Raw genomic sequence first — 23,598 nt, 5'->3', positions numbered from 1 at the left:
CGGATCCCCATGCGCGTCGCGGTGGTCTGCGACCACGTCTTCGCCGCCCGCGGGATCGCGGGCGTGGTCCGCGACGCGCTCGCCCCCGTGACCGTCGAGCCGCTCGACGACCCCGCGGACGCCGTCCACCGGCTCGCGCGGCAGGCGACCGACCTCGTCCTGCTCCACGTCGAGCGCACGTCGCACCACTCGCCTGCGGCGCTCACGGCCGCGATCCTCCGCCATGCGCCCGCGACGCCGGTCGTCGTCGTCATGCCGCTCGCGCGGATGCCGGAGATCGAGCACTGCCTCTCGGTCGGCGCGCGCGGGTGCCTGCTCACCGACCCGCCCGCCGGGGACCTCGCCGCACGCCTGCGCGCCGCGCTCGCGGGCGGTCCGGCAGACGCGCGGCTCGCGGCCGTCCTCGCCCGCGACTTCCAAGCGGTGCTGCAGGGTCGCCGCCTCGTCGTGAGCCTCACGCGACGCGAGCACGAGACGCTCGCGCTCCTGGCCGAGGGCTGCTCGAACCGGGCGATCGCCGCGCAGCTCGACGTGGGCGAGGCGACCGTGAAGAGCCACGTCAGCCGGGTCATGCGCAAGCTCGGCGCGCGCTCCCGGACGCAGGCGGTCGCCCGTGCCCGCGAGGCCGGGATCCTCTAGAGGAGCCCTTCCTCGCTCGCGCGCACGACCGCGTGCAGGCGCGAGGTCGCGTCGAGCTTCGCCATCACCGCGCCGACGTGGTCCTTCACCGTCGCCTCCGCGATCGACAGCCGTTCCGCGATGACGTGGTTCGAGCAGCCCTCGGCGAGCAGGCCGAGGACCTGGCGCTGGCGCTTGGAGAGGCGGACGACCGGCGCGTCGCCGCGCAGCACCCCGATCGCGTCGCTCGCGATCCGCTGGGCGATCCGCGGGTCGATGATCGTCTCCCCCGCAACGATCGCCCGCAGGGAGCCGGAGAGATCGACGTTCGACGTGTCCTTCAGGAGGCAGCCGTGCGCGCCGGCGACGAGGCACTGGCGGATGTCCGGCGTGCGGGCGAACGCCGTGACGATGACGATCCGGGCGCGTGGCGCGACGGCGCGGAGCTGGCCGCAGAGCGTCGGGCCGTGCGGATGCTGCGGGAGGTCGAGGTCCATGAGGACGAGGTCGGGGTCGAGCGCCTTCGCCGCGCCGATCGCCTTCGCGCCGCCGTCGACCTCGACGATCCGCTCGACCTCGAACGTCGCCGTGACGACCGCGCGCAGCCCGTAGCGGGCGATCGGGTGGTCGTCGACGATGATCGCCCTCACGGGAGCTCCAGGCGCAGCACCGCGGCGCCCTGCTCGCCCACCGAGAGCGAGAGGCCGCCGCCGAGCTGCTCGGCGCGACGCACGAGGATGTCCAGGCCGCTGCCCGCCGCGAACCCGCTCTGCGGCCGCGTGAACCCGCTGACCGCGCGCAGGCCCTCCGCCTGCACGGTGAGCGTCACGCCGTCGGCCTCGTAGCCGACGTGGACGACGGCGATGCGCGCGTCCCCGTGCTTGCACGCGTTGCGCAGCCCCTCGCGGGCGACGTCCACCATCAGGGCCTGCGCGAGGTCGGTGAGCACCCGCGGCTCGCCGTCCCCGGTGACGACGACGTGGCACCCGCTCTGCTGGCGGAACAGGCGTGCCTCCGCCTCGAGGACCGCGTCGAGCGCGAGGCCCGGCAGCGGCTCGCTGAGGCGGGCGAAGACGTCCCGCAGCTCGGCGCGCGCGCCGGCGGCGGTCGCCTCGATCTCGCTCAGGGCCCGGGCGAGGACGTCGGGGTCGCGCTCGCGCTGGGACTGCTGCGCGCTGACCCCGATGGCGAAGAGCATCTGGGCGACCGAGTCGTGCAGCGCGAAGGCGATCCGCTGGCGCTCGCGGAGCACCTCGAGGTCGATGCTCCGTCGCCGCTCGGCGAGCCGATGGAGGCTGAGGGCGGCGACCTCGGCGACCCGCTCGAGCGTCTCGGTCGCGCGGTCGCCGGGGGCGGCCGCGTCGTTCATCGCGCCGTAGAGCAGGACGCCGGGGCCGCCCACGACCCCGGCCGCGACGCAGGCGATGCCGTGGAGCCCGGCCTCTCGGACGAGCTGCTTGTAGTGCCCGCTGATCGTCGTCTCGGTCGTGTAGTCGTCGACGCCCACGGGCCGGCGCTCGCCGAGGACGCGGCCGCCGAGCCCGATCCCGCCGGAGATCGTGATCCCGAGGAGCCCGTCCCCGACGACGTTCTCGGCCGCCCGCATCGTGTAGCTGCCCCCGTCGTTCGTGACGGCGCCGAGCATCGCGTCGACGCCCGTCAGGTGACGGCCGACCTGCAGGGCGGTCGCGAGCGCCTCTTCAGGGGTCTCGCAGACGCCGATGTTGACGAGGTCCTGCATCGGTCACCTCCCCGTGCCCGCGTACCGGCCGACTCTCCTGCGTCGGCCGGGCGCTGTCAACCCGGTCACGAGGTGTGCTTGACCGCCTTCTTCTTCTTGGGGCCGGGCATGCGCGCCTCGCCCTGCTTGATCGCCTCGCGGATCCGCGGGTAGGTGCCGCAGCGGCAGACGTTGCGGATCTTGTCGAGGTCGGCGTCGTTGACCTTGCGGCCCTTGGCGTGGACCTCCTCGACGAGCGCGACGGCCGCCATGATCTGGCCGGGCTGGCAGTAGCCGCACTGGGCGACGTCGACGTCGAGCCACGCCTCCTGCATCGGGTGCAGGTCCTTGCCGACGCGCTCGGGCAGGCCCTCGATCGTCGTGATCCTGTCGCTCGAGCGCAGCGACGAGACGGGCGTGCGGCAGGGGTTGAACGCCTTGCCGTTGATGTGGCTCGTGCAGGCCTGGCAGACGCCGAGGCCGCAGCCGTACTTGGGGCCCCGGACGCCGAGGACGTCGCGCAGGACCCAGAGCAGCCGGACGTCGTCCTCGACGTCGACGGTGACGCGCTTGCCGTTGAGGATGAAGGTGTGGTTGGGCATGGGGTGTCTCCTCAGCCGGCCTTGTGGGTCGTCTTCTTCTTGGTGGTCTTCTTGCGCGGCCGCTTGATGCCCGCGCGACCGAGGCCGTCGACCGGCGAGGCCGGGATCGGCGGGACGGTCGGGAACGGCTCGAAGGTCAGCGGCTCGTGCTGGTTGATCGGGAACTCGGTGGGGAACTTCCCGGTCGCCCGGTAGTACGCGCAGGCGACGGCGGCCATCGTCGTGCCGACGCCGAACTCGCCGGCGCCGCCCGGCTCCCCGGTCGTCGGGGGCATGACGATGACGTTCACCTCCGGCGGGGTGTTCCACTGCCGCGTGTAATGGGCGTCGTCCCAGCTGCCCTCGAGGAAGCTGCCCTTCTCCAGGTGCAGCCCGTAGGTCAGCGCCTGGGCGATGCCGTCCATCGCGCCGCCCATGATCTGCGCCTTCAGCCCGAGGATGTTGATCGGGAGCCCGACGTCGACGGCGTAGGTCACCTTCGTGACGCGCGGGCCGGTGTATGCCTCGCGGATCTTCCGGTTGACCGTCTGCGGCCGGCAGTCGATCTCGACGAGGCAGGCCGAGCGGCCCTTGTACTCGCTGTGGATCGCGATGCCCTGCGCGGTGCCGGCCTCCATCGTCCGGCCCCAGTTCCCCGCCTGGGCGACCGTCCGCATGACCGCCTTCATGCGGTCGTCCTTCGCGTTGTCGAGACGGAACTGGAGCGCGTCCTTGCCGATGTCCTTCGCGACGCGGTCGACCATGAGCTCGGTCGACGTCGCGACGTCGGGGCTGTAGACGTTGCGGACGCTCGAGGTGTTGAACGTGTTGAACGTGTAGATCTCGTTCAGCAGCTGCGAGACGGCGCCGAACTGGTAGGGCACGTTCGCGGTGAACGTGAACACCGTCTCGGAGAACTGCAGGAAGTTCTGCCCGGGCTGGCTCGTGTCGAGCGACGTGAAGATGTCGCCGAGGCCCTGGGTGAAGTCGCAGGCGACGCCGGTGTGGCGCTGGTCCACGGCGATGACGTTGCTGCCCTGGCGGGTCATCCGGACGCGCGAGATCGCCATCGGATGGCTGCGGCCCTGGCGGAAGTTGTCCGTCCGGTGCCACATGAGCCGCACGGGCTTGCCCATCTTCTGCGAGATCGAGGCCGCCTCGAACGCGGCGTCGCAGAAGAGGTGGCGCCCGAACGAGCCGCCGCCCTCGACGACGTGCACGGCGACCTTCTCGGGGGCGAGCCCGAGCGCGAGGGCGATCTGCTGCTTGGCCCAGATCGGCGACTTCAGGCTCGACCAGATCTCCGCCCGGTCCTTGCGCACGTCGGCGACCGCGCAGTTGGGCTCGAGCGCGTCGCCCGGCCGGAAGTTGAAGATGAACGTCTCGTCGATCGTCGTGCCCGGCAGCGCCGGCGTCAGCGGGATCTCGGACTTCTTCAGGTCGGCGAGGACCGACGCGGAGGACTTGTCGTCGACGGTCCCGCCGCCCCACTTCACGTTCAGCGCGCGGACGGCGTCGAAGCACTGCCCGAACGTCTTGGCGCGGACGGCGACGCCGCCGGGCGTGAACTGGTTGTGGGGGACGATGACGACGTCGGTGACGCCCGGCATCGCCTTGACGTCGGGCGCGTTGAGGATCGCGAGCGCCTTGCCGTTGATCTTGGGCGGACGGCAGACCATCGTCGGGAGCGCGTTCGGGACGTCGAGGTCCATCGCGAACTCTTTGGTGCCCGTGACAGACGCACGGGCGTCGATCCGCTTCTGCTCGGTCCCGACGTACCGCAGGCTCGCCGCGGACTTCAGCTGCGTCTTGACGGTGCGGGTCGAGCGCACCGCGGCCTTCTCGGCCAGGGACCCGTATGTCGCGGTGCGGCCGTCGGGCGTCGTGAAGACGCCGTCCGCGGCCCGCAGCAGCGCTGCCGGAACGCTGAGCTCGTCCGCCGCGGTGGCCCGCAGCTGCCCGCGGGCCGTCGCCGCCGCCGTGCGGATTGGCGTGTAGAGGGCGTGCATCGTGTTCGAGCCGCCGGTCAGCTGGTTGAACTGCAGCTCCGGCGTGGCGTCGGCGAGCGTCACCTTCACCTTGTCGATCGGCAGGTCCATCTCGTCCGCGATGACCATCGTCACCGCGGTCGTGATGCCCTGCCCGACCTCGGCCCGGGGGAGCGCGAAGTGCGCCACGCCCGCGCTGTCCACCGTGATCTTCAGCAGGCCGAAGGTCGGCGCCGCCGCCGCCGTGAGGATGTCGCTGAGGTCCGCGAGGTCCGTCGGGCCCAGCGAGGGCACCGCCGCCTCGGCGGGGTCGGCGCCGAAGCGCGCCGCCGCCACGAGGGTCGGAGCCGCCAGGAGGTAGCCGATCATCCGCCGGCGTGAGATGCCCCCGGGCGCTTCTTCGGACGGGACGAGGCCATCAGCCTCGCCGGCCGCGCCAGGGCGGCGGTTCCCGAGATCAGTCATACCTGCTCCTCCATCGTCGACCGTTGACCCTGCGTCGAGGCCCCCTGCGCGGAACCCGATCCGCCGACCCTCACCTAGGTATGACACCGCGTCAAGGGTTGCGGCGCGCCATCACACCGTGGCTCCGACTTTGGTGGGAGTCCGCCGTCCTTCCTTCGGCGCGATCGAGCCCGGCGACGCCGTTGCCCGTGACGCGCCTAGGTGTCGGCGCCCGGCGCGGCCCCGCCGACGACGCCGGCCGCGCGGGCCTCCTCCTCGCGCTGCCGGGCGGCGGCCTTCGCGGTGAGCCGCACCTTGCGCTCGTCCGCCTCGTTGCGCGCCGCGATCTCCGCGCGGCGCCGCGGGTCGGCCGAGACCCAGAACCCGTGGATCGCGGACATCAGCGGGATGAGGAGGATGCCGACGAAGAACGCCCCCAGGGGGACCACGGCGAAGCCGGCGGCGTTGAACGTGTTCGTCCCGAGGTTCGAGAAGAACCGCGTGCCGAAGTAGAAGAGCACGCAGAAGACGCCGCCGAGCACGATCGAGAACGCGCGGCGCGCGTAATCACTCGGAAGCGTCCTGCCGACGTCCTTCTCCATGCGGCCGAGTGTAATCCAGGCCCGGCCGCGTACCCCCCGATCGACCGGGGAAGACCAGCCGCCGGTGGTTGTCAGCCCGGTGACCCCGCTCCCGGGACGCGGCGCCTGCGCTCCGTTAGCGTCGCGCAGCGCGTGATGAGCACCGACGACCCCGCCACCCTGACCGCCGTCGACCCCACCGTCTACGTCGTGGTCCAGGACGAGCGCCGCGGAGCGTGCCTGCCCGTCGGGGTCTACTCGACCGAGGCGAAGGCGCGCGCCGCCGCCAGCACGGTCGACCGCTTCTACGGCGAGCCGCGGATCCACGCCGCCCGCCTCGACGCCGCCCCCGCCCCACGGGGCGGCGCCATGTGACCCGCGCGACGCCGAGGGCGCCACGTCGTTGCCGCGTCACCGGCGCGCCGCGATAATCCGGCGTGATGGCGACGGACACGGCCGACGACGTTCCTGCGACGCGGTTCGAGCGGCGCGCCCCCGCCGTGCCCATGCAGGTCACGCGTCTGCGTGCCGAGCTCGACGCCTGGACGGGCGAGCTCGGGCTCGATCGCAACCACCGCGACGCCGTGCGCCTCGCGGTGAGCGAGGCGCTGACGAACGCCGTGATGCACGCGTTCACGGGCCGTGAGCCGGGCACCCTGCACCTCGTCGCCGAGCAGGGCGAGGGCGTCCTCGTCGTCCGGGTCGGCGACGACGGCATCGGCATGGGGCCCCGGCACGACTCGCCGGGCATGGGCATGGGCGTCCCGATCATCGGCAAGCTCTGCCAGACGGTCGACCTCACGCCGGGTCCGGGCGGGCAGGGCACCGTCGTCCGGATGGTCTTCGCCGTCCCCGGGCTGCACGCGGCGTCCCCTCCGGCCGGTCATGCCGCGGCCGACATCCTCGCGACGCTCACGCGGATGGGCAGCGGCGACGCGTTCGAGCCCGGCGACATCGTCGCGCTCGCCGACCTGCTCGTGCCCGGGCTCGCCGACCTCTGCAGCGTCTCCCTGGCCGACGGGTCGGGCACCGGGCGGCGGGTCGGGGCCCGCGTCGCCCGCCCGGACGGGACGCTCGACGAGGCCGCGAGCGCATGGGTCATGAGCTTCCCGCTCACCGAGCCGGACTCGCCGTCGCTGACGGCGGCGCAGACCGGCCGCACGTCCGTCGCCGTCGTCGACGAGGCGTTCGCGCACGCGGTCTCCCCGGACGCGCTCCGGGCCCAGGAGCTGCTCGACCTCGGCCTCGCCTGGTGGGCGGCGGTGCCGCTCGTCTCCGGCGGGCGGACCGTCGGCGCGATCTCGGTGGCCGGCCGCGCCGGCACCCCGGACGCAGCCGTCGCGACCGTCGAGCAGGTGACCGCGCACGCGGGCGGGCTCGTCGCGACCGCCAGCCTGCTCGAGAGCCTCCGGCGCACGCAGGGCCGGCTCGAGCGCATCCTCGCGGCGCTCGCCGAGGCGGTCACGGTGTCCGACGACGACGGGCGCATCATCTTCGCGAACCCGGCTGCGGTCGGGCTGCTCGAGGCACGCGACGCGGAGGAGCTCATCCGTGCCGCCCCCGGCGAGATCAGCGCCCATTTCACCATCACCGACGAGCACGGCGAGCCGGTCGACGTCACGGCCCTGCCCCCGCGCCGGGTCGTCGCCGGCCAGGACGCCCCGCCGCTGCTCACGCGGTCGGTGAGCCGGGCCAGCGGGCTCACGCGCTGGCTGCGGACGACGTCCACGCGCCTGGAGGACGGGCCGCTCGTCGTGAACGTCATGCAGGACGTCACCGCCGTCAAGGCCGCCGAGATCCGCCAGACGCTCCTCGCCCGCGCGAGCGAGATCGTCGCCGGCGGCAGCTCGGCGCCGGACGCCACGGCGCGGATCGCGGCGCTGACCGTCCCCGCGATCGCCGACGGCTGCCTCCTCGACCTCGCGGGGGACGACGGGACGCTCGTGCCCGCGGCGGTGAGCCACATCGACCCCGAGCGGCTCCGGCTGCTCGAGCGCCTGCGTCGCGCCCCCGGCCCGGAGACCGAGGCCGGCGACGACGACGGCAGCCTTCTCCCCCACCTCGCCGCGCCCGTCGTCAACGACCTCACCGACGAGCTCCTGCGGCTCGGCGCCCGCGACGAAGCCCAGCTCGCCGCGCTCCGCGAGCTGGGCGTGCGGGCGGTGGCGACCGTGCCGCTGACCGCCGACGGGCGCGCGATCGGCCGCCTGACCCTCGTGGACGACGTGAGCCGGCGGGTGTTCTCGCCCGACGACCTGGCCGCCGCGCACGAGATCGCGCAGCGCGTCGCCGCCGCGGTCGAGAACGCCCGCTTGCAGGCCGAGGCGGCGCGCTCGCAGCAGGAGCTGCGCGACTCGCTCGCCCGGATGCGGCTGCTCGCGGACGCCGGCTTCGGCGGCCTCATCAGCGGGGTCGGGAACCGGATCGTGGAGGCGAACTCCACGTTTTTGGCGATGCTCGGCTACGAGCGGGTCGAGGACCTGCCGCCGTGGCCGCAGATGACGCCGCCGGAGTGGGCCACGGTCGACGCCGCCGCCGTCCGGCAGATGCGGGACGCCGGCACCTCGCCGATCTTCGAGAAGGAGTACCTGCGGCGCGACGGGACCCGGGCGCGGGTCATCCTCGGCTTCGCCGTGACCGACCCCGAGCGGTTCGAGTGGATCGGGCTCGTCGTCGACATGTCGGGCCGCCGCTCGCCGGACGTGCGGGCGGCGGCGGGGATCGACCGGCTGACCCTCGAGACCGGCGCGCCGTCCGGCACCGAGGTCGCCGACGTCGTCAGCGGGCTGGAGGCGGCGATCCTCATCCAGCGCCCGGGCAAGGGCATCGTCTACGCGAACCAGGCGGCCGCGGAGGCGATGGGCATGGCCGCCCCGCAGGACGTCGTCGCCGCGACGCCCGAGGAGATCGCCCGGGGCTGGGACACCTTCGACGAGCACGGGGTCCCGCTCGTCGCCGCCCGCTATCCGTCACGCCGCATCCTGCTCGGCGAGCGCGACGTGGAGCCTCTCGTCGTCCGGACGATCAACCGCGAGACGGGGCGCGAATACTGGCGCCAGATCCGCGCGCGGCCGGTCCTCGACAAGGCCGGTGAGCTGACGATGATCGTCTCGATGACCGAGGACATCACGGCGATGCGCCGGGCGATGCTCACGCAGCACCTGCTCGCCGAGGCGGGCCGGGTGCTGTCCTCCTCGCTCGACTACGTCGGCACGCTGCAGGCCCTCGCCGACCTCATGGTCCCCGACTTCGCCGACTGGTGCTCGGTCTCGCTCCCCGACGAGCACGGCGGCATCGGCGCGGTGGCCATCGCGCACACCGACCCCGCGAAGGTCCGCTTCGCGTGGGACTACGACCGCCGCTACCCGAGCACCGTCCACGACGAGGACGGCGGCGCCGCGATCCTCCGCGGCGGGCCCGCCGTGCTCATCCCCGACATCCCCGACGAGCTGCTGGAGGAGCGCGTCGCCGACCCGGAGCAGCGCGAGCTGCTGCGCGGCATCGGGATGCGGTCGGTCCTCCAGGTGCCGATCGCCCCGCCCCACGGCTCCCCGATCGGCGTGCTGACCCTCGTCAACGCCGAGTCCGGGCGCGTCTTCCGGGACAGCGATCTCGTCCTCGCCGAGGAGCTCGGCCGCCGGGCCGGCACCGCGGTGCAGAACGCCCGCCTCCACGCCGAGCGCGCGCGGATCGCCGCGACGCTCCAGGCGAGCCTCCTGCCGGCCGAGCTCCCCGAGGTCGACGGCTGGGAGCTCGCGTCGAGCTACCGCGCGGCGGGCGCCGAGAACTGGGTGGGCGGCGACTTCCTCGACGTGTTCGCCTGCCCGGGCGGGTGGATGCTGCTCGTCGGGGACGTCGCGGGCCACGGTGCGTCCGCCGCCGCGCTGACCGCCCAGGCGCGCCACACGCTGCGCGCGATCGGCGAGGCGACCGGCGACCCGGTCGCCGCGCTCGGGCACCTGAACCGCCAGCTGCTGCCGCGCGTCGAGCCGGCCCTCGTGACCGCGTGCCTCGCCGCGATCCGGGAGGCGCCCGACGGCCGGGTCACGGCGGTCGTCGCCTGCGCGGGGCACCCCCCGCCCTACCGCGTGCGCGACGGCGTCCCGGAGAGCATCGGCCGCCCCGGGCCGCTGCTCGGCGCCTGGGAGGAGGCGGTCTTCACGGCCACGGACGTCGAGGTGCGCCCGGGCGACCTGCTCGTCATCTACACCGACGGCGTCCTCGACGCCCGCCGGGACGACGAGCGCTTCGGCGAGCGGCGGCTCGTCGAGACGCTCGCCGGCCCGCCCGGCGCGGCCGAGGCCGTGCGGGCGGTCCAGCACCGCCTCGACGCCTTCCAGACCGGTCGGCAGGCCGACGACACCGCGATCCTCGCGGCGCGCCGCCGCCCGGCCGGCTGAGCCGGGTCAGCCCGCGCGCCCGAGCGCGGTCGTCGTGCCCCCGCTGAGCAGCGCGCCCGGGAGCGGCCCCTTGAACGGCTCGGTGCCGTGCTCGAGGGCGACCGCGCCGAACGGCCCGTGGGCGCTCGCGTAGGCGAGCTCGCGGGGGAGGTCGCCGACGCCGTTCTCGCCCGGAAGCGGCAGGAGGCCGAGGGTGGAGAGGACGCCGAGGGCGTGGCCGCTCGCATCGAGGAACGCGCTGCCGGAGTCGCCGGGGATGCCGGGCGTGATCGTGAAGACCTCGTGGCTCCAGCCGCCGCCGGCGTTCTGGAGGAGGAGACCCTGCTTCGGGCTGAGGGCCGTGATCCCGGCGCGCAGCTCGGAGTTGCCGTAGCTGAGCACGGTGCTGCCCGTGGCCGGGGCCGTCGTCGCCAGGCCGGCCGGGCCGCCCCAGAAGGGGACGGTCGGGTTGACCTTGCCGACGTCCGCGGCCGCGACCTTCACGAGCGCGAGGTCGTTGTAGGCGCAGGTGTCGGGGTCCTTCTCGCCGCGGGCCTGCATCGTGAGCCAGGACGAGTAGACGAGCGTGCCCGGCTCGGAGCCGCCGATGTCGACGGGCGTCCCGAGCGGGAGCGACGGCGACGTGCAGCCGTCGGTCTGCGTGGACGAGCCGGTGCCGGCGCAGTGCGCGGCCTGGCCGAGGAAGACGTCGCCGGCGGCGTCGGAGTACACGAAGTTCGCCGTGCACTGGGCGCCGGCGGTGAACGTCTGCACGCCGGGGTGGATCGTCGCGGTCGAGGCGGGAGCGAAGCTCGGCGACGCGGACGCCGCGGTCGGGCCCGCCAGCCCGACCGTGCACGCGCAGGCGAGCACGACAGTGCGTAGGGACATGCGCGCACGTTACCCGACCGTCGCGCTGATGAACCCCGGCGTTCAGATCAGAGGCCCGGCGGGTGCCGGACGACGAAGCCGGCGAGCGAGCGCGGGGCGGTGTTCCAGCGGGTGCCGAGCGGGCCGCCACGACCGCTCGTGTCGTAGCGCAGGCCGTCGACGTACATGAACGTGTGCCCCTCGTTCGCGTAGATCGTGATCCACCGGCCGGGGCCCTTCGCGCCGGTGCGGGCGAGCTCGCCGGACGTTTTCGGCGCCGTGAGCAGGCCACCGGCGGCAAGGGCGTAGCTCACCGAGCCGGAGCAGTCGTAGGCGGTGTCGACGAACGACGCGTGGCCGCCGCCGTAGACGTACGGGTACTTCGCGATCGCGTTCGCCCCCGCGACGACCCGCGCGATGACCTCCGGGACGCCGGGCGCGACCTTCGCGGTGCCGTCCGGCTCGAGCGAGATCCCGTGCCCGTTGCCGCCGGCCTTCGCCTGCCGGCGCTGCACCGCCTCCATCTGCTTCAGCTCGCGGGCGATCTCCTCGTCCGACGGCGCGCCGGGCGAGATGAAGTTGTCCTTCGTCGCGCCGCCGGTCGCGCTGTCGGTTCTCGCGCGGCTCGACGACGCCTTCGCCTCACCAGGGGCCGGCGGCTTCTTCGTGAGCTTCACGCCCGCCGGGGTCGCGAACGCCTGGTCGGCCTCGACGTCGTCGGAGACCGGGCGGACGGACGGCTTCGCGACCACCGCCCTTGCGACCGGGGACTTCACGGCCACCGCCTTGACCTGCGCCCGGTCCTGGGGGCGCTCCTGCGCGGACGACCCGCACCCCGCGAGCCCCGCGCCGCCGAGGACGAGCGCGGCCGTGGCGGCCGCAAGGGCTGCGTGGCGCTCGCGCATTGGCGCAGGGTACCGGGCGCCCGGCGCCGGTGCGGCGGCACGGTCGGCGCGCCGACGCCGGGCCGCCGGCGACGCGGCGGAGCGGTCCGCGCACCCCGTTCACCGCGCGCGGAGCGGGAGTCCGTAGGGTGGCCGCGTGGCTCGGCAGACCGCAGGCGACACCGCACCGGACGCGAGCCCGCCGGACCTGACGACGGTCCTCCGCGAATGGGGTCGCATCGGCTGCCTCGGGTTCGGTGGGCCGCCCGCCCACATCGTCCTGTTCCGAGCGCTGTGCGTCGACCGCCGCCGCTGGCTCACCGCCGAGGACTTCGAGGACGCGATCGCGACGACGAACCTCCTCCCCGGTCCGGGCTCGACGCAGATGGCGATCTTCTGCGGGTGGCGGACGGCCGGCGTGCCGGGCGCCATCGTGGGCGGGCTCGCCTTCATCGTCCCCGGGCTCGTCCTCATCATCGCGCTCGCCGCGCTCTTCCTCTCCGCCGCACCGCCCGCGTGGGTGCGCGGCGCGGGGGCCGGCGCGGGCGCGGCCGTCGCGGCCGTCGCGGTGCAGGCCGGCGGCACGCTGCTCACGCCGGGCTGGGCGCGGGTGCGGGACGCCGGGGCGGCCCGGGCGCGCTGGGTGCTCTACCTCCTCGCCGGCGGGGCGGCGGCGGCCCTCGCCGGGCCGTGGACCGTCGTCGTGCTGCTCGGGTGCGGCGCCGCGGAGCTCGCGCTCGCCGGCGCGCCGGGGGTCCGGCCCGGGGGCGGCTCCGCCGGCCCGCGCCTGCACGCGTGGCCCGTCCTGCCCGCCGTGTTCGCGGCCGCGACCGCGGGCGGCGGCCTCGCCGCTCTCGCCTGGGTTGCGTTCAAGGTCGGCGCCCTCTCCTACGGCGGAGGCTTCGTCATCATCCCGCTCATGCAGGCCGACGCCGTCGGCCACCACCACTGGCTCACCGGCGCCCAGTTCACGAGCGGCGTCGCGCTCGGCCAGGTCACGCCGGGGCCCGTCGTCCACACGGTCGCGGTCGTCGGGTACGCGGCCCGCGGGGTCGCAGGCGCGCTGCTGGCCGCGGCCGTCGCGTTCGCGCCGTCGTTCGCGTTCATCCTCATCGGCGGCGCCCGCTTCGACCGCCTCCGGGCCGACCCGCGCGTGCGCCGCTTCCTCGCGGGGGCGGGGCCGGCGGCGATCGGGGCCATCCTCGGCTCGGCGGTCCCGCTCGCGCTCGCCCTCGCCGAGTGGTGGCAGGCCGCCGTCCTCGCCGCGGCGGCCGTGGCGCTCTTCGCGCTGCGCCGCGGGGTCGTGTCGACGCTCGTCCTCGCGGGCGTGACGGGCGCCGCCGTCGGGCTCGCCGGCGGCCCGCTCCCCGTCTGATCGCGCGCCCCGCCGCCTCCCGGCCTGCCCGGTTCCTGGCGCGCAGGCGCTCGCAGACCCGGGTCTTCCGCATTTCTCCGACGGTCCGTCTACCGTTGATGGCGATGAACGCTTTGCTTGACGGGGCCGATCGCGTCTACTGGTGGCTACGCCAGAGGCCGCCGGTGGCCGCCGCGATCGCGGTGGCGATCGCCGCGCTGATCGTCGTCCTCGCCGTCACCGGCGGCGACAGCAGCACGAAGAAGGGGATTCCGGCCTCGGCCGTGGCGACGGTCGGCGGCGCGCCGATCCAGAAGACCGACCTCGCGCACTGGCAGGCGGTGTACGTCAAGAGCTCGACCGGCGCGACGACGAAGCCGACGACCGCCCAGGCCAGGCAGGCGGCCTTCGAGCTGCTCGCCGGGTCCGAGTGGATCACGAAGGAGGCCGAGCGCCAGGGCGTGAAGGTCACCGACGCCGAGGCGAAGAAGGCGGCCGACACCTACCTCAAGTCCGCGGCGACGCAGGCCAAGGTCAGCCAGGCGCAGGTGCTGCAGCAGCTCGGGACCGGCTACGCCGACGTGCAGTTCCAGCAGCGCGTCGCGCTGCTCGCCCAGCGCCTGCAGCAGAAGGTCGTCAAGGCGCTCCCCGCCCCGACCGCCGCCGCGATCCAGCGGGCGTACACGACCGAGCCCGGACGCTGGGCCACGCCGTCCACCCGCGACGTCGAGGCGATCATCGCGAGCTCGAAGGCGAACGCGGCCGCCGCGCTCGCCGCGGTCCAGGGCGGCACGGCCTTCGCGACCGTGAGCCAGAAGTACGAGACGAGCCAGGCGCTCGCGCAGACCGGCGGCAAGATCACCGGGCTGAAGCCGGGCACGACCGACGCGGCCGTCGAGCGACCCGTGTTCTCGGCCCCGGTCGGCTCCTGGCAGGGCCCGGTCCCCGTCGGCGGCGGGGGCTACCTGGTCTTCAAGGTCGACAAGTCCGTCCCCGCGCCGAAGCAGACGCTCCAGCAGGCGACCCCGGCGATCAAGGCGAACCTCAGCGCCGTCGCCGCGTCGACCGCCACGACGAACTTCCTCGCCGGCCTCAGCAAGCGCTGGAAGCCGCAGACGCACTGCGCGACGGGCATCGTCAGCCCGCAGTACTGCGGGCCGAAGGCCTGAGCGGGCCGGCGCAGACCGTCCGCCGGGCCGCGCCGCGGGCGGCGGCCGACCTCCCCCGCAGCCGGACCGATATCCTCGCTCGCTCGCCCCCGGGGGAATGAGTTAATGGCTATGCGCGCGGTCTCCAAAACCGTGAATCCGGGTTCGAATCCCGGTTCCCCCGCCTCCTGAGAGCGCCCACCGCCCGGCGGCGGGCCGCTGCGCCCCGCGGGACCCCTGGCCAGCCCGGGCGGGCACATCCGGCGTGCGGGACACCAAGCTGGTTCCCGTCCCCCGAGGACCGCACCTCTCACGGGACGGGCGTATGCAGCCAGGCCGCGAAGTCGGTCGAGCCCCCGATTGTCAGAATTCGTGCGGCATATGACACACAAATCGGCTGTGTCGCGGTTCATAGAGACTTATTTGCGACTTGAACAGACCGCGTTCGGGTAGCATTCCGTGCTATACGCGCCGGGCTGGCGCACCAGAGGATCGAGCCACAGGGGGCGGCTCGGACTCTGCAAGGAAAGGCTCACCATGTCTCATCCGGGAATGCCAGGGCACGGCTGGGGATCGCGGCGCTGCCGCCTCATCACCATCGCGGCGACCACGCTGGCCTGTATCGCGACCGGGGCATCCGTCGCAGAAGCGATCGCGCTGCCGACACCGGACCCGAATCAGGTGCAGTTCACCCTCGAGGGATGCCGTCTGCCCGCGGGCGAGACGCTGCCGAACACCACGACGCCGGCCTACGCGGGGCAGTACATCTGCGACGACGCCGACTACACCACCGGGAACCTCGGCAAGCGCTGGAACGAACTCGACCTCGTCCCCCATCGCCTGACGGCGAGCGCCGGCACCGCCCAGACGTATGCCGTCACGATCGCGGCGGACAATTTCACGTCGGGGCACCTCGGCTACGACGTCATCTCGGTGCCGACGGTCAACGCCGCGCTCTCCTCTCCCGGCTGCGCCGTGACGGCCGGACCCCAGAGCATCGAGATGCCCGGACAGGGCGGGGCCGACAAGTCGATCTACAGGGTGCTGACGATCACGCAGCCCGCAGGGTCGACGTGCGTCTTCGACTACTACCAGCGACTCGCGCTGGGCTCTCATGAGTACCCGGGGTCGTCGTTGCACTCAAACCTGCTGAACCAGAACCTCACCACCTCGGGCATCGGGTCCAAAGAGGTCTCGATCCCGGTGAAGGAGATCCTTCCGCAGGGCCTCTCGAAGACCATGACGGCCACGACGGGCAGCACCGCCTCATGGAACGTCACCAAGGACTCGGCTCCCGCCCACCTGCAGTTCGACACGTGCGCCACGAATCCCGCGTCGCACGCTCAGGGCGTCACGATCACCGTCAACTGGACGAAGACCACGGTCGACGGGGCCCAGGTGACGACGGTGTCGAACATCACGCTCGACAACCCGGCGAGTCGTGAGATCACGGCGACCGTCCAGGACAAGATCTACGAGGGCACGAGCCAGGTGACGCCGGTCGGAGTCACCTACGACTCAGGGGCCGTCGTCGTCGGGCCGAACTCGACCCGAACGGTCACCGACACGCAGACGTTCCCGGCGACCCCCGGGGTGACGCACTACAACGACGTGGCCACCGCGACGTACACCGACCCGGTGGTCGGCCCCGGCGTGCCGATCCTCGGCACCACAACGGCCTCGGCCGGCGCGGACGTCGTCGCAGCGGGCGGCAACGCGAACGACCCGGTGACGATCAGCGACACGGAGCAGATGACGGGCGCCAGCCTGACCTTCGCCATCGACTCCGTGAGCCTCGCCGGCGGCACGTTCGCGCCCGCTTACACGCCGGGAGCAACGGGCAAGGTCACCGGGCCGATCACCTGGACGCTGCCGGGCGTGACCGCTGGTGGCTCGGTGGTGTTTCAGAAGACGGTCTCGGTGGCGCCCGGCCAGGTCGCCACGACCGGGACGCTGGCGGACGTCGCCAAGGTCGTCGATGCCGGCGGCGCCGCGCTGGCGACCGCGAACGCGGCGACATCGATCACCGCGCTGGCGTGCCCCGTCGTCGGCGGCGGTTCCGGCGGCGGTGGTACCCCGCCGCCCCCGCCGACCGCTCCGGCCCCGGCCCCGGCCCCGGCCCCGGCCACGGCCACGACGACCATCACCGGCCAGAAGTTCAACGACCTCAACGGCAACGGTGTGCGTGACGCGAACGAGCCAGGACTGGCTGGGGTCACGATCTACCTCGACGTCGACGGCGATGGGACGTTCGGCGCCGGCGAGCCCTCGGCGGTGACCGGACCCGACGGGAGCTACACCATCTCGGTGAGTTCCTCGACCACGCGGCCCGGATCGTACCTGCTGCGTGAGGTGCTGCCGGCGGGGCAGGTGTGCACGGCGCCCGCGGGGCTGTGCGCGCACACCATCGTGGTCGGCACCTCCGACGCAACGATCACCGGGCAGGACTTCGGCAACACCACCCCCGTCGCCGGCCCGGTCACGGCGACGAGCACCCCGCCGGTGACGCCCCCGGCCGTCGCGGTCAAGGACACGAAGGTCTCACAGGTGCTCTCCGGCCGAGCCGCCCTGTACGGCGGCCCGAAGCGCTGCGTGAGGAACAACTTCGTCGCCGCGGTGACCGGCCGGCAGATCGCCAAGGTCCAGTTCTACGTGGACAACCGCCCGGTGGCGACGAGGACGAAGCGCGTCCGGGGCCGGTACTCCTACACGATCAAGGCGTCGTCGCTGAGCTTCGCGGTGCACAAGCTCACGGCGAAGGTCACCTACGTGGCGGCGGCCAGGACGAAGGCGAAGACGATGAGCTTCACCTTCAGCCGCTGCGCGAAGGCGGCGGTGAGCAAGTTCACCGGCTGACCCGCAGGGGGCAGCGGGCTTGACCCGGGGCCGGCGGCGCCACTCGCGCCGCCGGCCCCGTCCGGTCGCTAGAGGATCTCGACCGGGGTCCCCAGCGGCATGATCCTCGCCAGCTGGGAGATGTTCACGTTGCGCATGCGGATGCACCCGTGTGAGGGCCGTCCCGGGATGAGCTGCGGTTCGTTCGTCCCGTGGATGCCGATGACCCCGCCGCCCGGCCAGTCGCTGAGGACGGAGTAGTCGGCCGTCCCGAAGGCCCACGGGCCGTAGAGGCCGCCACCGCCCAGGTTGCGCAGCCGCTCACGCACCCAGAAGAGCCCGGGCGGCGTCGGCGTGCTCGCCTTGCCGACGCCGATGTCGGCCTGCCAGACGAGGTTTCCGTCCTTGAAGAGCGTCGCCTTGAGCGTGCGCCGGTTGATCCTGAGCTTCGTGCGGACGAGGTGCAGCTCGCTCAGCGACTGCGCCAGGACCCAGCCGGTGCGGCCGTTCGGCCGCCCCGGGACGCGGAGGTGGATCCAGGCCCGGTTGCGGCCGTCGACGTGGCTCTCGAGCGCGAGGTAGATCTCGGGCCGCCCGTCCTCGGTGAGGAGATGCAGGTGGGCGAACGCGGGCGCGTGGGTGAACGGGGCCACGCGGATCCGCGCGCGGGAGACCGGGTTGACCCAGCGGGTGACGGTCTTCTCGTTCGAGAGCAGCTCGTCGCCGCGGAGCGGGCTCGTGTCCCCCGGCGCGCGAAGCGCGGCCCCGGGTGCGCGCAGCGTCGCCGCCGGCGCCGGCGCCGCGGCGACCGCGAGCACGCTCGACGCTGCGGCGAGGGCGAGGAGGCCAACCCGGGGCACCCCCGGATCATCGCATCATCGTGTCGGAGATCACGCCGGTCCCCGGGGTGTTCCGTCGTCCTCCGTCCACATCCACTCAACTCCATGCGGGCGGAGGGACTCGAACCCCCACGGCTTGCACCACGAGGACCTAAACCTCGCGCGTCTACCAATTTCGCCACGCCCGCTCGGGCCGCCGCGCACGAAACTGCTGCACGACGCCTGCGCTGAATGTATCGTCGCTCTGCCATGGCTGCGGACAGAGACGTCATCATCGAGCACCCGAATCGCGAGAAGGCGAGCAGCAAGTCCACGAAGGCCGTGGTCATTCTGCTTCTCATCGCGTCCTCGGCGCTCGTCCTCATCGTGACCGTCGGCGGGTGGGACGCGACGGCGGGCGCCCAGCCCGTCTCGCTCTTCTTCGTCGCGATCTACCTCGTGATGGCGTTCTACGTCGCCCAGTGGAACCGCGGCGTCCTGCCGGTCTCCGCCGCCCTCGCGATGATCCTCGCGATCTTCGCCGCCGTGTCGGTCTCCGGCTGGTACGACCGCAACGCCCCGGGCTACACCGACCCCGCGCTCGGCGCCGGCCTCCTCGGCACGCTGACGCTCATCATCGTGCCGGTCCAGATCGCCCTCATCGCCTTCGCGATGCGCGGCTTCCAGCAGGCGTGGAACATCGAGGTCGAGCGGCTGTCCGACGGTTCCACGCGGGCCATGCCAACCTGAAGACGCAGCACACCGCCCCGCGCGGCACGCCCGGATGGTGGAACGGTAGACACGGCGGCCTCAAAAGCCGCTGCCCTTACGGGTGTGTGGGTTCGAATCCCACTCCGGGTACTGCAGGTCAGCCGGCGGGCTCCACGCGCGCGAGCAGGTCGGCCCCGATCTGCGGCGCCGCGGCGAGGACGCCGGACGGGAGCGCGCCGCCGCCGGCGAGGGCGTGGAGCTCCCGCCCGCTCGCCGCGCAGAGCAGGACGCCCGCGGCGATGTCCCACGGCTTGACGCCGAACTCGTAGTAGCCGTCGAGCCGGCCGGCGGCGACCCAGGCGAGGTCGAGCGCGGCGCTGCCGGCGCGGCGCACGTCACGGACCTCGGGGAGCAGCGCGGCGACGATCGGCGCCTGGGCGGCCCGGATCTCTCGCGCGTAGCCGAAGCCCGTCCCGACGAGCGACTCGGCGAGTGTGGCGGGCGCGCTCGGGACGAGCGGCACGCCGTTGCACGTCGGGGGCGCCCCGGGGGCCGCCGGGCTCGCGAAGAGCTCGCCCGACAGCGGTGCGAACACGACCCCGGCGAGGCCCTCGCAGGCGACGCTCACGCACCAGGCGTCGAGCCCGTAGAGGTAGTTGATCGTCCCGTCGAGCGGGTCGACGATCCAGCGGCGGCCGGACGTGCCGGGGGTGTCGTCGCCCTCCTCCCCCATGACGGCATCCGCGGAACGCTCCTCGGCGAGGACCGCGCGGATCGCCGCCTCGGCGGCGAGGTCGGCCTCGGAGACGAGGTCGGTGGAGGTCGACTTCGACGAGACCGTGCCGATCGCCTCCGCACCGGCGGTGAAGCGCTCGAGCAGCAGGGCTCCCGCGGCGCGGGCGGCGCGCTCGGCGGTCGCGAGCAGCGCGGCCGCGTCCTCCGGAGGCCCGCTCACGGTCAGCGGCGCGCTCATCGCCCGTACTCCGGCCGGCGCGCGGCCCACGGGCGGGCGGCCTCGACCTGGGCGCCGAGGCCGAGCAGCGTGGCCTCCCCGTGAGGCCGCCCGACGAGCTGCACCGAGAGCGGCAGGCCGTCGCCGTCGAGCCCCCAGGGGACGACCGCCGCCGGCTGCCCGGTCGCGTTCCAGATCGGCTGGAACGGGACCCGGCCCGCGATGCGGTTGAACGTGCCGACGGCCCCGCGGCGCTGGTAGGCGCCGACCCGCGGCGGTCCGGTCGCGGCGCCCGGCGTGAGCAGCACGTCGACGTCGTCGAAGATCGAGGTCACGCGCGCGGTGAAGGCGGCCTCGGCGGCGCGGACGGCGCCGATGCGACGGTCGCTGACGAGCCCCCCGAGCCTCGCCATCGCGCGCGTCCGCGCTTCGAGGAGCTCGGGGTGGGGCATCGTCGCGACGTCGTCGCGGATGCCGCGCAGGTACCGCGGCATGAACTGCGCGGCGGCCCCGTCGAGCGGGTAGTCGGGATCGCGCTGGACGACGTCGTGCCCGAGCTCGCGCAGCAGCGCCGCCGCCTCGCCGAAGGCGGCGCGCTGCGCGCGGCCCACGCGGCCGAGGACGCCGGGCGGGAGCTTCGCGCTCATCGCGATGCGCAGGCGGCCGGGCGCCTGGCGGACCGCCGCGGCGAAGCCGCCCTCCGGGAGGTCGTCCGCCGTCGCGTCGAGGAACAGCGCCGCGTCCTCGACCGTCCGGGCGAGCGGGCCGTTGACGCTCAGGCCCTGCCAGGCGCCGTCGTGCGGGGCGAGCGGGACGCGGTCGCGCTGCGGCTTCAGGCCGAAGAGCCCGCACCACGTCGCCGGGATGCGGATCGACCCGCCGCCGTCGGACCCGAGGCCGAGCGGGACGAGGCCGGCGGCGACGGCCGCCGCGGTCCCGCCGCTGCTGCCGCCGGGGGTGCGCGAGAGGTCCCAGGGGTTGCGCGTGGCGCCGAAGGTCAGGCTCTCGGTGAACGGCCAGATCGTCATCTCCGGCACGTTCGTCTTGCCAACGACGACGGCACCGGCGGCGCGCAGGCGGCGGACGACCTCGGCGTCCGCGGTCTTCGCGGGGCCGTGCGCGCTCGTGCCCCAGGCCGTCGTCTGGCCGGCGACGTCGGCGTCGTCCTTGATCGCGACCGGCACGCCGAGCAGCGGCGCCCGCTCGCCGGCGTCGAGGCGGGCCTGGGCGGCGGCGGCCTCGGCCCGGGCCTCGCCGTCCAAGACGACGCGGAAGGCGCCGAGCTGGTGGTCCAGGCGCGCGATGCGCTCCAGGTGGAGGTCGAGGAGCTGCGGCGCGGTGATCGCACCCGCCGCGAGCATCCGGCCCTGCTCTGCGGCGCCCGCGAAGGCGATCTCGGTCGGGTCCATGCCGCGCACCCTAGCGGCGGGCGCGCGGCGGGCCGCGCCCCCGTCGCGCCGGGCTCGCCGGGGCGCTGCCGCACGGCGTCGCGCCCGCCGGGTACCGTGCCGTGGCCTTGGCCGCGACCCCGGACCCCCAAGCGATCCTCGAGCGCCTGGCCGCGATCCCCGACCGCGGCTCGTGCTCGGACGGCGAGCGGCTCGCCGCCCGGCAGGCCGCCCGCGAGCTGCGCGCCTTCGGGCGGACCGGCGTCCGCACGCAGACGTTCTGGGTGCGCCCGTCCGGCGAGCTCGTCGCCATCGCCCTCGCGCTCGCGGGCGTCGCCGCCACCGTGGTCTCCGTCGACCACCCCGCGACCGGCCTGGGCCTCGCGGCCGCCGCCGTCCTCCTGCTCGCGGGTGACCTCTCCGGCCGGCTGCCGCTGCTGCGGTGGCTGACCGTCGCGCACGCGACCCAGAACGTCGTCGCGACCGGCGGCCGGCCCGAGGCGGCGGTCCGCCTCGTCGTCACCGCGGCGCTCGACACGCCGCGCGGCGGCCTGCTCGACGGCGACGGCCTCGTCTCCCGGGCGGTCGGGCGCCTGCGCCGGCGGCTCGGCGGCCGCCTCCCCGGGCGCTACGGGCTGCTCCTCCTCGCGCTCGTGGCGACCGCGGCGGGCGCCGGGGCCCGCCTGGCCGGCGGCGACAGCACCGTGCTCGGCGTCGCGCAGCTCGCCGCCTGCGTCCCGCTGCTCGTCCTCATCGCGCTGCTCGCCGACGCGGCGACGGTGCGCGCGGGCCGCCCCGGGGCCGGCGCCAACGCGTCCGCCGCGGCCGTCGCGCTGGCCCTCGTCGCCGAGCTCGACCGCCGGCCGCCGCGCGCGCTCGCCGTCGACCTCGTCCTCGCCGGCGCCGGGGAGTGCGGCGCCCTCGGCATGCGGCGCTGGGTCGCCGACGCCCGCCGGGCCGGCACGAAGGCCGAGGACGTCGCGGTGCTCCACGTCGCCGCGTGCGGCCGCGGCACGCCGGTGTGGTGGACCCGCGAGGGCCGGGTCCTCGCGCTGCGCTACCACCCGCAGCTCGTCGCCGCGGCCGCCCGCGCGGCGGCGGACGAGGCGCACCTGCGCGCCCGGCCGCACGCCTCGCGACGGGCGACCGGCGGCCGCGCGGCCCGCGCGGCCGGCTGGCCCGCGATCGCGGTCGGTTGCGTCGGCCCCGCCGGGATCGCGCCCGGCGGCGGCCGCGACGTCGACACGGCGGACACGATCGACCCGGACGCGCTCGACGGCACCCTCGAGCTGTGTCTCGGCCTCGTCCGCGTTCTCGACGCGGAGCTGTCGGCGCGCGGCCTGGACGACTGACCCACGCCGGGAGGGGCCGGCTGCGCCCTGGGTCCGCCCCCGGGCGGGCGGGGCTCAGCCCGGGCAGCTACCGCTTCTCCGGCAGCCTCACCGCTCCCGTCGTGCACGAGGCGGCGGGCATGCGGGCCACCCTCACCGTCACGGGCTGACCACCGCCGGGCGGTTGTGCCCGTCCGCGCCCTGCTCTACAACTGGCTGGCCCCCGTCCTCCCGAGAGGCCCCATCGTGCCAAGCAGCATCGTCTACGACGCCAGTCCCGCCGTGGAGCGCAGCCGGCTCACCGTGTTCTTCCGGGTGTTCCTGGCCATCCCGCTGTACATCGTCCTGTGCGTCTACGCCATCGGGCTCGTCGTCACGGTCGTCATCGCGTGGTTCGCGCTGCTCATCACCGGGCGCTACCCCACGGCCCTCTACGGCTTCGCCTGCGGCGCGATGCGCTACACGGCCCGGGTGAACGCATACCTCTACCTCCTCGTCGACGCGTATCCGCCGTTCGACCTCGGCGAGCACCCGGAGTACCCGGTGCGCCTCGTCATCGCCCCGCCGCCGGCGGCGTTCAGCCGGCTGAAGGTGCTGTTCCGGGCCATTCTCTTCATCCCGGTCTACATCGTCATGTACGTGCTGGGGCTCGTGCAGTACCTCCTCGCGTTCCTCATCTGGGTCATCGCCGTGATCCTCGGCCGCACGCCCGAAGGACTCCTCGACGTGCAGCGCTTCTGCCTCTCCTACACCGCGCGGGCGAGTGCGTACGGGTGCCTCGTCACCGAGGAGTGGCCACCGCTGACGCAGGACGCGAGCCCGCCGCCGCCGACGTTCAGCTCGCCGGGCTTCTCGCCCCCGGGCGATCTCGGCAGGCATCAGGCCGGGTCCGTGCCCCCGCCTCCGCCGCCTCCGGGCGGGTTCACGGCGCCGAGCCCGCCGCCGCCGCCACCCCCGCCGCCGCCCGGCCCGAACCCCTTCGGCGGCTGACGGCGC

General features: G+C 74.3%; 19 protein-coding genes and 3 tRNA genes. 11 read left to right on the top strand and 11 right to left on the bottom strand.

Going from position 1 to position 23,598, the window contains the following annotated elements:
• Nucleotides 1-9 precede the first annotated feature (9 nt).
• The gene (locus NBH00_RS07510) at nucleotides 10-639 is read left to right on the top strand and encodes a helix-turn-helix transcriptional regulator (protein ID WP_254572720.1); all 630 of its coding nucleotides are present in this window, start codon (nucleotides 10-12) and stop codon (nucleotides 637-639) included.
• On the opposite strand, the gene NBH00_RS07505 is transcribed toward NBH00_RS07510, so the two are convergent.
• From NBH00_RS07505 to NBH00_RS07485, 5 genes are all read right to left on the bottom strand, one after another.
• Complete coding sequence (locus NBH00_RS07505; protein ID WP_254572719.1) at nucleotides 636-1,268, bottom strand: response regulator; 633 nt, start codon at nucleotides 1,266-1,268, stop codon at nucleotides 636-638. The genes NBH00_RS07510 and NBH00_RS07505 overlap by 4 nt on opposite strands.
• The gene (locus NBH00_RS07500; RefSeq protein WP_254572718.1) at nucleotides 1,265-2,359 is read right to left on the bottom strand and encodes a GAF domain-containing sensor histidine kinase; all 1,095 of its coding nucleotides are present in this window, start codon (nucleotides 2,357-2,359) and stop codon (nucleotides 1,265-1,267) included. The genes NBH00_RS07505 and NBH00_RS07500 overlap by 4 nt, the downstream gene beginning before the upstream one ends.
• Before the next feature lie 65 nt (nucleotides 2,360-2,424).
• Nucleotides 2,425-2,940: a (2Fe-2S)-binding protein gene (locus tag NBH00_RS07495; RefSeq protein WP_254572717.1), complete on the bottom strand. Its 516-nt coding sequence runs from the start codon at nucleotides 2,938-2,940 to the stop codon at nucleotides 2,425-2,427.
• A gap of 11 nt (nucleotides 2,941-2,951) precedes the next feature.
• Nucleotides 2,952-5,372, bottom strand: a complete 2,421-nt coding sequence (locus NBH00_RS07490) for a molybdopterin cofactor-binding domain-containing protein (protein ID WP_254572716.1) — start codon at nucleotides 5,370-5,372, stop codon at nucleotides 2,952-2,954.
• 197 nt (nucleotides 5,373-5,569) lie between these two features.
• Nucleotides 5,570-5,953, bottom strand: a complete 384-nt coding sequence (locus NBH00_RS07485) for a hypothetical protein (protein ID WP_254572715.1) — start codon at nucleotides 5,951-5,953, stop codon at nucleotides 5,570-5,572.
• A 135-nt stretch (nucleotides 5,954-6,088) separates the two neighbouring features.
• On the opposite strand from NBH00_RS07485, the gene NBH00_RS07480 reads away from it, so the two are divergent.
• Entirely contained in the window at nucleotides 6,089-6,307 is a 219-nt protein-coding gene (locus NBH00_RS07480; protein ID WP_254572714.1) for a hypothetical protein, read from the top strand.
• 65 nt (nucleotides 6,308-6,372) lie between these two features.
• Nucleotides 6,373-10,332, top strand: coding sequence for a SpoIIE family protein phosphatase (locus tag NBH00_RS07475; protein WP_254572713.1), 3,960 nt, complete (start codon nucleotides 6,373-6,375; stop codon nucleotides 10,330-10,332).
• A gap of 6 nt (nucleotides 10,333-10,338) precedes the next feature.
• Here NBH00_RS07475 and NBH00_RS07470 read toward each other — a convergent pair whose 3' ends face one another.
• A complete protein-coding gene (locus NBH00_RS07470) occupies nucleotides 10,339-11,202 on the bottom strand; it encodes a serine protease (protein ID WP_254572712.1) in 864 nt (287 codons plus the stop codon).
• Between the two features lie 47 nt (nucleotides 11,203-11,249).
• Nucleotides 11,250-12,086, bottom strand: coding sequence for an NlpC/P60 family protein (locus tag NBH00_RS07465; protein ID WP_254572711.1), 837 nt, complete (start codon nucleotides 12,084-12,086; stop codon nucleotides 11,250-11,252).
• A gap of 136 nt (nucleotides 12,087-12,222) precedes the next feature.
• Here NBH00_RS07465 and chrA point away from each other — a divergent pair, with 136 nt between their 5' ends.
• From chrA to NBH00_RS07445, 4 genes are all read left to right on the top strand, one after another.
• Nucleotides 12,223-13,440, top strand: a complete 1,218-nt coding sequence (gene chrA, locus NBH00_RS07460; protein ID WP_254572710.1) for a chromate efflux transporter — start codon at nucleotides 12,223-12,225, stop codon at nucleotides 13,438-13,440.
• Between the two features lie 104 nt (nucleotides 13,441-13,544).
• Nucleotides 13,545-14,588 carry a peptidyl-prolyl cis-trans isomerase gene (locus tag NBH00_RS07455; RefSeq protein ID WP_254572709.1) on the top strand — a complete coding sequence of 348 codons (1,044 nt, stop codon included), beginning with the start codon at nucleotides 13,545-13,547 and terminating at the stop codon, nucleotides 14,586-14,588.
• Between the two features lie 91 nt (nucleotides 14,589-14,679).
• Nucleotides 14,680-14,751 (top strand) — tRNA-Trp (locus NBH00_RS07450).
• 497 nt (nucleotides 14,752-15,248) lie between these two features.
• Entirely contained in the window at nucleotides 15,249-17,423 is a 2,175-nt protein-coding gene (locus NBH00_RS07445) for a hypothetical protein (protein ID WP_254572708.1), read from the top strand.
• 68 nt (nucleotides 17,424-17,491) lie between these two features.
• Here the strand turns inward: NBH00_RS07445 and NBH00_RS07440 are convergent, their stop codons facing one another.
• Together NBH00_RS07440 and NBH00_RS07435 are read right to left on the bottom strand one after the other, a co-directional pair.
• A complete protein-coding gene (locus NBH00_RS07440; RefSeq protein WP_254572707.1) occupies nucleotides 17,492-18,262 on the bottom strand; it encodes a L,D-transpeptidase in 771 nt (256 codons plus the stop codon).
• An 85-nt stretch (nucleotides 18,263-18,347) separates the two neighbouring features.
• Nucleotides 18,348-18,429: transfer RNA gene (locus NBH00_RS07435), tRNA-Leu, on the bottom strand.
• 61 nt (nucleotides 18,430-18,490) lie between these two features.
• Here NBH00_RS07435 and NBH00_RS07430 point away from each other — a divergent pair.
• Nucleotides 18,491-18,970, top strand: a complete 480-nt coding sequence (locus tag NBH00_RS07430) for a hypothetical protein (protein ID WP_254572706.1) — start codon at nucleotides 18,491-18,493, stop codon at nucleotides 18,968-18,970.
• A gap of 28 nt (nucleotides 18,971-18,998) precedes the next feature.
• Nucleotides 18,999-19,081, top strand: a tRNA-Leu gene (locus tag NBH00_RS07425).
• Nucleotides 19,082-19,088: 7 nt separating this feature from the next.
• Here NBH00_RS07425 and NBH00_RS07420 read toward each other — a convergent pair.
• Nucleotides 19,089-19,904, bottom strand: a complete 816-nt coding sequence (locus NBH00_RS07420) for an inositol monophosphatase family protein (RefSeq protein WP_254572705.1) — start codon at nucleotides 19,902-19,904, stop codon at nucleotides 19,089-19,091.
• Nucleotides 19,901-21,292, bottom strand: a complete 1,392-nt coding sequence (locus tag NBH00_RS07415; protein ID WP_254572704.1) for an amidase — start codon at nucleotides 21,290-21,292, stop codon at nucleotides 19,901-19,903. Before NBH00_RS07415 ends, NBH00_RS07420 begins: the two co-directional genes overlap by 4 nt.
• Before the next feature lie 107 nt (nucleotides 21,293-21,399).
• Here NBH00_RS07415 and NBH00_RS07410 point away from each other — a divergent pair, with 107 nt between their 5' ends.
• On the top strand, nucleotides 21,400-22,623 hold the full coding sequence (locus NBH00_RS07410) for a hypothetical protein (protein WP_254572703.1): 1,224 nt from the start codon (nucleotides 21,400-21,402) through the stop codon (nucleotides 22,621-22,623).
• 225 nt (nucleotides 22,624-22,848) lie between these two features.
• Nucleotides 22,849-23,592, top strand: a complete 744-nt coding sequence (locus tag NBH00_RS25215) for a DUF4389 domain-containing protein (protein WP_302182714.1) — start codon at nucleotides 22,849-22,851, stop codon at nucleotides 23,590-23,592.
• The last annotated feature ends 6 nt before the right edge of the window (nucleotides 23,593-23,598 follow it).

This window comes from Paraconexibacter antarcticus (assembly GCF_024220175.1).
Taxonomy (GTDB): domain Bacteria; phylum Actinomycetota; class Thermoleophilia; order Solirubrobacterales; family Solirubrobacteraceae; genus Paraconexibacter; species Paraconexibacter antarcticus.
The sequence above is the reverse complement of the archived record's forward strand: the minus strand, read 5'-3'. Positions and strand labels throughout refer to the sequence as shown.